The sequence below is a fragment of the Pseudomonas sp. KBW05 genome (genome assembly GCF_003852405.1).
Taxonomy (GTDB): Bacteria; Pseudomonadota; Gammaproteobacteria; order Pseudomonadales; family Pseudomonadaceae; genus Aquipseudomonas.
The window spans coordinates 109,944-117,739 of the sequence record NZ_QAJM01000005.1; the positions used below are offsets into that span (position 1 = coordinate 109,944).

At 62.9% G+C, this 7,796-nt stretch carries 10 protein-coding genes; 5 read left to right on the forward strand and 5 right to left on the reverse strand.

The annotated features are described in order from the left end of the window. Positions 1 to 41 precede the first annotated feature (41 nt). Genes DBR46_RS04685 through DBR46_RS04700 form a run of 4 tightly spaced genes read right to left on the reverse strand, consistent with a single transcriptional unit; the run spans position 42 to position 2,642 of the window. On the reverse strand, positions 42 to 1,364 hold the full coding sequence (locus DBR46_RS04685; protein ID WP_124525204.1) for a sensor histidine kinase: 1,323 nt from the start codon (positions 1,362 to 1,364) through the stop codon (positions 42 to 44). Beyond that, positions 1,361 to 2,029 carry a response regulator transcription factor gene (locus tag DBR46_RS04690; RefSeq protein ID WP_017736534.1) on the reverse strand — a complete coding sequence of 223 codons (669 nt, stop codon included), beginning with the start codon at positions 2,027 to 2,029 and terminating at the stop codon, positions 1,361 to 1,363. The genes DBR46_RS04685 and DBR46_RS04690 overlap by 4 nt, the downstream gene beginning before the upstream one ends. Next, the gene (locus DBR46_RS04695; protein WP_124525205.1) at positions 2,029 to 2,340 is read right to left on the reverse strand and encodes a PepSY domain-containing protein; all 312 of its coding nucleotides are present in this window, start codon (positions 2,338 to 2,340) and stop codon (positions 2,029 to 2,031) included. The genes DBR46_RS04690 and DBR46_RS04695 overlap by 1 nt, the downstream gene beginning before the upstream one ends. Next, positions 2,340 to 2,642, reverse strand: coding sequence for a PepSY domain-containing protein (locus DBR46_RS04700; protein ID WP_124525206.1), 303 nt, complete (start codon positions 2,640 to 2,642; stop codon positions 2,340 to 2,342). Before DBR46_RS04700 ends, DBR46_RS04695 begins: the two co-directional genes overlap by 1 nt. Before the next feature lie 120 nt (positions 2,643 to 2,762). On the opposite strand from DBR46_RS04700, the gene DBR46_RS04705 reads away from it, so the two are divergent. The 5 genes from DBR46_RS04705 to codA all read left to right on the forward strand — a co-directional run bounded on the left by DBR46_RS04705 (position 2,763) and on the right by codA (position 6,718). Beyond that, complete coding sequence (locus DBR46_RS04705) at positions 2,763 to 3,842, forward strand: patatin-like phospholipase family protein (protein WP_124525207.1); 1,080 nt, start codon at positions 2,763 to 2,765, stop codon at positions 3,840 to 3,842. A gap of 76 nt (positions 3,843 to 3,918) precedes the next feature. Then, positions 3,919 to 4,275, forward strand: coding sequence for a 6-carboxytetrahydropterin synthase QueD (gene queD, locus DBR46_RS04710; RefSeq protein WP_017736453.1), 357 nt, complete (start codon positions 3,919 to 3,921; stop codon positions 4,273 to 4,275). A gap of 92 nt (positions 4,276 to 4,367) precedes the next feature. Continuing rightward, on the forward strand, positions 4,368 to 4,808 hold the full coding sequence (locus DBR46_RS04715) for a GNAT family N-acetyltransferase (protein WP_124525208.1): 441 nt from the start codon (positions 4,368 to 4,370) through the stop codon (positions 4,806 to 4,808). Positions 4,809 to 4,816: 8 nt separating this feature from the next. Then, positions 4,817 to 5,440, forward strand: coding sequence for an NUDIX hydrolase (locus DBR46_RS04720; RefSeq protein WP_124525209.1), 624 nt, complete (start codon positions 4,817 to 4,819; stop codon positions 5,438 to 5,440). Between the two features lie 36 nt (positions 5,441 to 5,476). Then, positions 5,477 to 6,718, forward strand: a complete 1,242-nt coding sequence (gene codA, locus DBR46_RS04725) for a cytosine deaminase (protein WP_124525210.1) — start codon at positions 5,477 to 5,479, stop codon at positions 6,716 to 6,718. Here codA and DBR46_RS04730 read toward each other — a convergent pair. After that, entirely contained in the window at positions 6,711 to 7,685 is a 975-nt protein-coding gene (locus tag DBR46_RS04730) for a diaminopimelate epimerase (protein WP_124525211.1), read from the reverse strand. The genes codA and DBR46_RS04730 overlap by 8 nt on opposite strands. Positions 7,686 to 7,796 lie beyond the last annotated feature (111 nt).

Below are 7,796 nucleotides of genomic sequence, written 5' to 3' on the forward strand. Positions count from 1 at the left end.
GCCATCGCAGGCAAGCCAGCTCCCACAGTTTGATCAGGGTTCTATCCGTTCTGGCGCTTGGGCAGTTCGATCAGCACTTTGAGTCCGCCCAACTCGCTTTCCTGCAACTGCAACACCCCGCCCCACACCTCGACGATGTCCCGCACGATCCCCAACCCAAGGCCATGGCCATCGATCTGTTCGTCCAGGCGGGTGCCACGGCTGAAGACCTGGTCGCGCTGGGTTTCGGGGATGCCGGGGCCGTCGTCTTCCACCGCCAGCCAAAAACTGTGCTGTGTTTCACTGACCGTCAGGCGCACGTCGGCGTCCGCCCATTTGCAGGCGTTGTCCAACAGGTTCCCCAGCAATTCCAGCAGGTCGGAACGGTCCCATGGCAATTTCAGGCCGGGCGCTGCGTGGCAGCTCAAGTCCAGGTGTTCGCCATGGATCATGTTCAACGTGGCCAACAGGCCAGGTAACTCCGTCTCACAGTCGAACAAGGCGCCGGGCAAGCTGTCACCGGCCAGGCGGGCGCGGTTGAGTTCGCGGTTGAGGCGCTGCTGCACTTGTTCAAGCTGGTCGCGCAGCAGTTTGGCCAACTCGGGATGGTCCTTGAGTTGTTCGCTGGAGGCCACGCTCAACAGCACCGCCAATGGGGTTTTCAGCGCATGGCCAAGGTTGCCCAGGGCATTGCGCGAGCGTTTGAGGCTGTCTTCAGTGTGCGCCAGCAAGTGGTTGATCTGCGCCACCAGCGGCTCCAGCTCCAGCGGCACCTGGGTGTCGAGTTGCGAGCGCTGGCCCTGTTGCAGTTGCGCGATCTGGTTACGTGCGGTTTCCAACGGACGCAAGGCCCGGCGCACGGTCACACGTTGCAACACCAGCACCAGCAGCAGTGCCGCCAGGCCCAGCACCAGGCCGATCTGGCGCATCAGGCGAAAGCTTTCGCGCACCGGTGTGTAGTCCTGGGCCACGCTGATGGAAATCGCCTGGCCGAAGCGCTTGTAGTCCTCACGCAGCACCAGCAATTGCTGGCCTTCCGGGCCCAGTTGCAGATTGCCCTTGAGCCCCGCTTCAGGAAGATGGGGCAGATCCTGGTCCCACAGCGAGCGGGAACGCCAGTGTTTATCGGCAAAATCGATACGAAAATAGTGCCCGGAAAACGGTCGCTGATACGCCGGCGACAGGCGATTCTCATGCAGTTGCAAACCCTCGGGGCCGCGCACCAGCGCCACCAGCAGGCTCTCGCTGTCGTTACGCAGGCCCGCTTCCAGATAACGCTGCAGGCCGGTTTCGAACAACCACAAACTGGTTTGCGCCAGCGCGATGCCGACGATCACCATCACACTGATCAGGCCCAGGCTCAGGCGCCGTTGAATCGATCTCATGCGGGGCTGGCGCCAAACCGGTAACCCTGGCCACGGCGGGTTTCAATCACGCTGCGGCCCAACTTGCGGCGCAAGTGGTTGACGTGGACCTCCAGCACGTTGGAGTCGCGCTCGGTTTCACCGTCATACAGGTGTTCGGCCAGGTGGCTTTTCGACAGGATCTGCTCGGGGTGCAGCATGAAATAGCGCAGCAGGCGAAATTCGGCGGCGGTCAGCTGGATTTCCGCGCCATCGCGCAGCACACACTGGCGCCCTTCATCCAAATGCAGGCCAGCCGCTTGCAGGGTGGGCTGGTTGGCCTGGCCGTGGGAGCGGCGCAACAGCGCCTGGATGCGCAAGTACAGTTCTTCCGGGTGAAAGGGTTTGCTCAGGTAATCGTCAGCGCCCGCCTTGAGCCCTTCGATGCGCTCGGCCCAGGAATCACGGGCGGTAAGGACCAATACCGGGATGGCCAGCGCAGCGGCGCGCCACTGCGCCAACACGTCAAGCCCCGGCAGGCCCGGCAGGCCGAGGTCGAGGATGATCAGGTCATAGGGTTCGCTACGGCCCTGGTACACGGCGTCGCGCCCGTCGGCCAGCCAATCGACGGCGTAGCCTTGACGTTGCAGGCCGGCCAGCAGTTCATCGGCCAACGGTACGTTGTCTTCCACCAGCAGCAGGCGCATCAGTCTTCCTCGTCTTTGATCAACACACCCGTGGAGGCGTCCAGCTTGATTTCACGCACAACACCCTCGGTGGTGACCAGCTCCACCTCATAGGCGTACTTGCCATGCTTCTTTTCAAGTTCGGCTTCCAACAAGCGGGAACCGGGGTGGCGCGCCATGGCTTGTTGCAACAGCTCTTCCAGCGGCAGGATCACGCCCTGTTGCCGCAGCGCCAATGCCTCATCCTGATCGAGGTCACGGGCCGCTAGGCTTGAGCAAAAAGCCAGGAGCACCAATGCTATTCGACTGCCGGCACGTAAATTTACCTTCATTAGGTTTCCTGATGATTCTTGAGAACCTGCCCGGTGAGCGCGTCCAATTCAATTTCCCACTCGATGCCGTTGGCATCTTCCAGTTCGACTTGGTAGAGGTACTTGCCGTACTCCTCGTCGAGGTCGGTGTCCAGCAGCGTCGAGCCAGGATGCAGGGCCAGGGCCGTGGCTTCCAGCTGATCAAAGGCGACAATAGTAACAGTGCCGGGTAACTTCAGCGGCTTGTCGGGGTCCACTGCCCAGGCCTGCAGCGCCGCGGAGGCAATGATACCGGCGGCGACCAGCGCTGTGAGGCGCTTCATAATAAGTCTCCGTTTCAGGATATTGTTCCTACGCCGGCCACCGTAACCGCTGCAACTTAACTGAAACTGAATTGCCACCATGGCATTCTCGCCCCAACCCCTGCTGCCACAGAGATCGGAATGACAGCCATCCACATCAAGTTTCCCGCACTGACGCTCAAGGCCGGCAAACGGGCCTTTGCGCGCATTCGTGAGCAGGGCCTCAAGCCTGCCGATGTCGGCATCCTCCCCGGCGCGGCTGGCGGGCCCAAGGCGTTGGGCATCCAGGGCCTGGACCTGGCCCTGTTCGGCGACTGGCTGCCCCGCGCGCCACGGGAACGGGCGTTGATCGGCGCGTCCATCGGCTCCTGGCGGTTTGCCAGTGCCTGCTTGCCCGACCCCGCGCAAGGCCTGCTTGACCTTGGCCGCCTGTACAACGAACAGCGTTTTGCCAAAGGCGTGACCATGGCCGAGGTCAGCCAGAGCTGCCAACGCATGCTCGACGACCTGCTGGCCGGCCGTGATGCACGGGTGCTGGACAATCCGGACTATCGCCTGAACATCATGGTGGTCAAAAGCCATGGCCTGCTCGCCGACGACCACCGGGGCCGGTTGGGCCTGGGCCTGTCATCGGTGATTGCCGACAACCTGCGGGGCCGCGCGCGGCTGGCGCGGCATTTCGAGCGGCTGATCATCCACGACCCGCGCCAGGCGCCGCCGGTGCATCCGTTGACGGACTTCCCCTCGCGCTTTCTCGCCCTGGAACCCGGCAACCTGCGCCAGGCCCTGCTGGCCTCCGGTTCGATCCCCATGGTGATGCAAGGCGTGCGCGACCTGCCCGGCGCAGGCGCTGGCACCTACCGCGACGGCGGCCTGCTGGACTATCACCTCGACCTGCCCTACCACGGCGACGACATCGTGCTGTACCCGCACTTCACCGACCGGGTGATCCCCGGTTGGTTCGACAAGGGCCTGCCGTGGCGCCGCAGCAATCAACAAGGCTTGCAAGATGTGTTGCTGCTCGCGCCGTCCAGGGACTACCTGGCCCGCCTGCCCCACGGCAAGCTGCCGGACCGCAGTGACTTCAAGCGTTTTCTCGGCGATGACGCAAGCCGCAACAAGTATTGGCAAACCGCAATGAGCGAGAGCCAACGGCTAGGGGATGAGTTCCTGGCGTTGGCCGACAACGGCCAGTTGGGCGAACACCTGCAAGCCCTTTGACCCAGCGGTATGCGCGGCGGCGGAGCAAGCTGTTAAACTCGCCGCCTGCCAGATACCTGAACGAGCTGAAAACACTGTGGAAATCTTCAAGGAATTTACTTTCGAGTCCGCCCACCGCCTGCCGCACGTACCGGACGGCCATAAATGCGGGCGCCTGCATGGGCATTCGTTCAAGGTGGCCATCCACCTGAGCGGCGACCTCGACCCCCATACCGGCTGGATTCGCGACTTCTCGGAGATCAAGGCGATTTTCAAGCCGCTCTATGAGCGCCTCGACCACAACTACCTCAACGACATCCCCGGCCTGGAAAACCCCACCAGCGAAGTGCTGGCCAAGTGGATCTGGACCGAGTTGAAACCCCTGCTGCCGGAACTCAGTGCGATTCGTATCCATGAGACCTGCACCAGCGGTTGCATCTATCGCGGTGAGTGAAGCGCCGCTATGAAAAAGCCACCCTTGCGGTGGTTTTTTTATGCCCGGCTCCCGTACAGTCGTGGCTTCCAGCCGCCAAGGAGCACGCTGCAATGATGCGTCCCGCCACTGCCGAGGATGTCGCAGCCATCGAGGCTATCGTCCAGGCTGCCTACTCGCCTTATATCGAACGGATCGGGCGCCAACCCGGCCCGATGCTGGAGGACTATCGCCAGTTGGTCGAAGCCGGCGGGGTCCACGTGCTGGACAACGCCGGGCGCGTGCAGGGTTTTGTCATCCTGATAGAGGGAGACAACGCCCTGCTGCTGGATAACCTGGCTGTCGCCCCGGATGCCCAAGGTCTTGGTTTCGGCCGCCAGTTGATGGATTTTGCCGAACGCCAGGCAATCGATGCGGGCCACGCGGCCATCTTCCTGTACACCAACGAAGCCATGACTGAGAACCTCACGCTGTACCAACGTCGCGGCTATGTCGAAACCCATCGGGCCGAAGAACACGGCCTGCGCCGCGTGTACATGAGTAAATCCCTTTAGGAGACCCCATGGAAAACACTTGGCTGGCCCAAGCCAAGCGCCTGCAAGCGCTGGCGTCTACAGGCCTGCACTTTTGCACCGACGACTTCGAACGCGAGCGCCTGGAAGAAATCGCCGAGATTGCCCACAGTATGCTCGCGCAGTTGGGCAACGTGCCGCTGGAACGTATAACCGGACTGGTGCCGGACTTTGCCCAGCGCTATTCAACGCCGATGCTCGACGTGCGCGGTGCGGTGATCGAAGGCAACCGGATCCTGCTGGTGCGTGAATCAACCGATGGCTGCTGGGCGTTACCGGGCGGTTATGCCGACATCGGTCTGTCGGCCGCAGAAAACATCATCAAGGAAATTCGCGAGGAAGCCGGGCTGACCGTCACCGCGCGGGCGCTGTATAGCGTCACCCACAAGGCCAAGGGTCTGTATCGACCGGATGTGCGGGACTTCTACAAACTGTATTTCCTGTGTGACCGTGTGGACCAGTTGGCGCCGATGGCGGGGTTCGAGACCACCGAGGTGGGATTTTTCCGCCTGGATGAACTGCCGCCGCTGTCCCGTGGACGCACCATCGAAAGTGATCTGGAAGCCGCCTTTGCGTTCCATCGCGGCGAGACTACGCAGACGCTGTTCGACTGATCTCATTCACTGGTTTTGCCCAAGAGGAACTTGCCTATGCACATCATCAATGCCCGCCTGCGCAACCGTGAAGGCCTGCATGATCTGCACCTGGAACACGGCAGGATTGCCAGCATCACCCCACAAACCACCGTGCCGACGCCAAGCGCCGACGACCTGGACGCCGCCGGCAACCTGGTGATCCCGCCCTTCGTCGAGCCGCATATCCACCTCGACGCCACCCTCACGGCCGGCGAGCCACGCTGGAACATGAGCGGGACCTTGTTCGAGGGCATCGAGTGCTGGGGCGAGCGCAAAGCCACCATCACCTTTGCAGACACCAAGACCCGCGCCAAGCAAACCATCCAGGCCCTCGCCGCCCACGGCATCCAGCATGTGCGCACCCACGTCGATGTCACCGACCCCAACCTCACGGCGCTGAAGGCCATGCTGGAAGTGCGCGCGGAAAGCACGCACCTGATCGACCTGCAAATCGTCGCCTTCCCCCAGGAAGGCATCGAGTCCTACCGCAACGGCCGTGAGCTGATGGAAGAAGCCATCCGCCTGGGCGCCGATGTGGTCGGTGGCATTCCGCATTTTGAATACACCCGCGACCAGGGCGTGAGTTCGGTGAAGTTCCTGATGGACCTGGCCGAGCGCACCGGTTGCCTGGTGGATGTGCATTGCGACGAAACCGACGACCCGCACTCGCGTTTTCTTGAAGTGCTCGCCGAAGAAGCCCGCAGCCGTGGCATGGGCGCGCGCGTCACCGCCAGCCACACCACGGCCATGGGTTCGTATGACAATGCCTACTGCGCCAAGCTGTTCCGCTTGCTGGGGCATTCCGGCATCAGCTTTGTCTCCTGCCCGACCGAGAGCATTCACCTGCAAGGGCGCTTTGACAGTTTCCCGAAACGCCGCGGCGTGACCCGCGTCAACGAGCTGCTCGAAGCCGGCATGAACGTGTGCTTTGGCCAGGACTCCATCGTCGATCCCTGGTACCCGCTGGGCAACGGCAACATCCTGCGGGTGCTCGAAGCCGGCTTGCATATCTGCCATATGCTCGGCTACCGCACCCTGCAAAGCGCCCTCGACCTGGTCACCGATAACAGCGCCAAGGCCATGGCCCTCGGCGACCGCTACGGCTTGGAGCCGGGGCGGCCGGCCAACCTGTTGATCCTCTCGGCCAACAGCGACTATGAAGTGATTCGCAGCCAAGGCCTGCCGCTGTATTCGATCCGCAACGGCAAGGTGTTGATGAAACGCCAGCCGGCACAGGTGGAGTTTTTGATCAGCTAGTGTGCCGACGGGCTGTGCCGAACAGGCTGACACTGAGCAACGTGTCGGCGTTGGCCTGTAAGCGCACCGGCGCCGTGCCGCCCGGCATCACCACCGCAACTTCGCCCGCTGCCACCCAACCGGCGCGCCAGGCCGCACAGGCCACCGCGCTGGCACTGGTGCCGGACGACGCCGTGGGCCCTTCGCCGCGTTCAAAGACGCGGGCGATCACGCGGTTGTCGGATTCCCGGGTGGCCCATTGCAGGTTGACGCCCGCGGCACAGGGCTGGCCACGACCAACCGGCGGCGCAAAGGCAATCGCCTGCAAGGGTTCGAAGAGCGCGGGTTGCTGCATCTCTGCGTTGTCCGGCAACGCCGACGCGTGCTCCACCAATGTTACGCAATGGGGGTTGCCCACCCGCACAAATTGACTCTGCGCCCAGTGCGGGTTGATCGCTGCCAGTGCGCTGATGTGGCTGAGTCCGGCGTTGCCAACGTCCGATGCGCCAACCGCCAGCGGCCCAAACGTAGGCTGGCCCAATGCAAGCCAAAATCCTGCTACCCGTTCATAGACCGCAGGTTCCACCCAGGTGGTCACCGGTGAGGCACCGCCGGGTTGGTCGTGATGCACGCGCAACTCACTGGCCGCCGTCATCAAGCCCTGGTCCGTGAGGGCCTGGGCAAAGATCGTCAGGCCATTGCCACTGCGCTCGGCGAGGGTGCCGTCTGTGTTGACGATCAACAGGTCAAACGGCGGCTCGACCTGAAATGGCCCGACCAGCAAGCCATCGCAACGGTGGGCCTTGGCCGCTGGCGGGCGCGGTGTCGAACCCCAGCCGCATTCGGACGCGATCGCCGCTGCTGCCCATGCCTGGCGATCACGCGCGGCCTGGGCGGCAGTGTCGGCGAGGTCGATGCCTTGTTCGCGTAAAAAGGCCGGGCTGACCACCCCGTAGACATTGCCCCGGGCATCATAGAAGTGGGTCATGGCAGCGCCTGCCAGAAATTTTTCATCGGTTCTTCCGCTCGCTTGCCTACACACTGGGAGAGCAGCGTATTACAGAATGCCGTGTCGGTGGGAGGCGGTCTGGAAGGTGCG

Coding starts and splice junctions, on each gene's coding strand:
- DBR46_RS04690 (WP_017736534.1), bottom strand. CDS start 2,029: ATGCGCCTGCTGCTGGTGGAAGACAACGTACCGTTGGCCGATGAACTG.
- DBR46_RS04700 (WP_124525206.1), bottom strand. CDS start 2,642: ATGAAGCGCCTCACAGCGCTGGTCGCCGCCGGTATCATTGCCTCCGCG.
- DBR46_RS04730 (WP_124525211.1), bottom strand. CDS start 7,685: ATGACCCACTTCTATGATGCCCGGGGCAATGTCTACGGGGTGGTCAGC.
- codA (WP_124525210.1), top strand. CDS start 5,477: ATGCACATCATCAATGCCCGCCTGCGCAACCGTGAAGGCCTGCATGAT.
- DBR46_RS04685 (WP_124525204.1), bottom strand. CDS start 1,364: ATGAGATCGATTCAACGGCGCCTGAGCCTGGGCCTGATCAGTGTGATG.
- DBR46_RS04720 (WP_124525209.1), top strand. CDS start 4,817: ATGGAAAACACTTGGCTGGCCCAAGCCAAGCGCCTGCAAGCGCTGGCG.
- DBR46_RS04695 (WP_124525205.1), bottom strand. CDS start 2,340: ATGAAGGTAAATTTACGTGCCGGCAGTCGAATAGCATTGGTGCTCCTG.
- DBR46_RS04715 (WP_124525208.1), top strand. CDS start 4,368: ATGATGCGTCCCGCCACTGCCGAGGATGTCGCAGCCATCGAGGCTATC.
- DBR46_RS04705 (WP_124525207.1), top strand. CDS start 2,763: ATGACAGCCATCCACATCAAGTTTCCCGCACTGACGCTCAAGGCCGGC.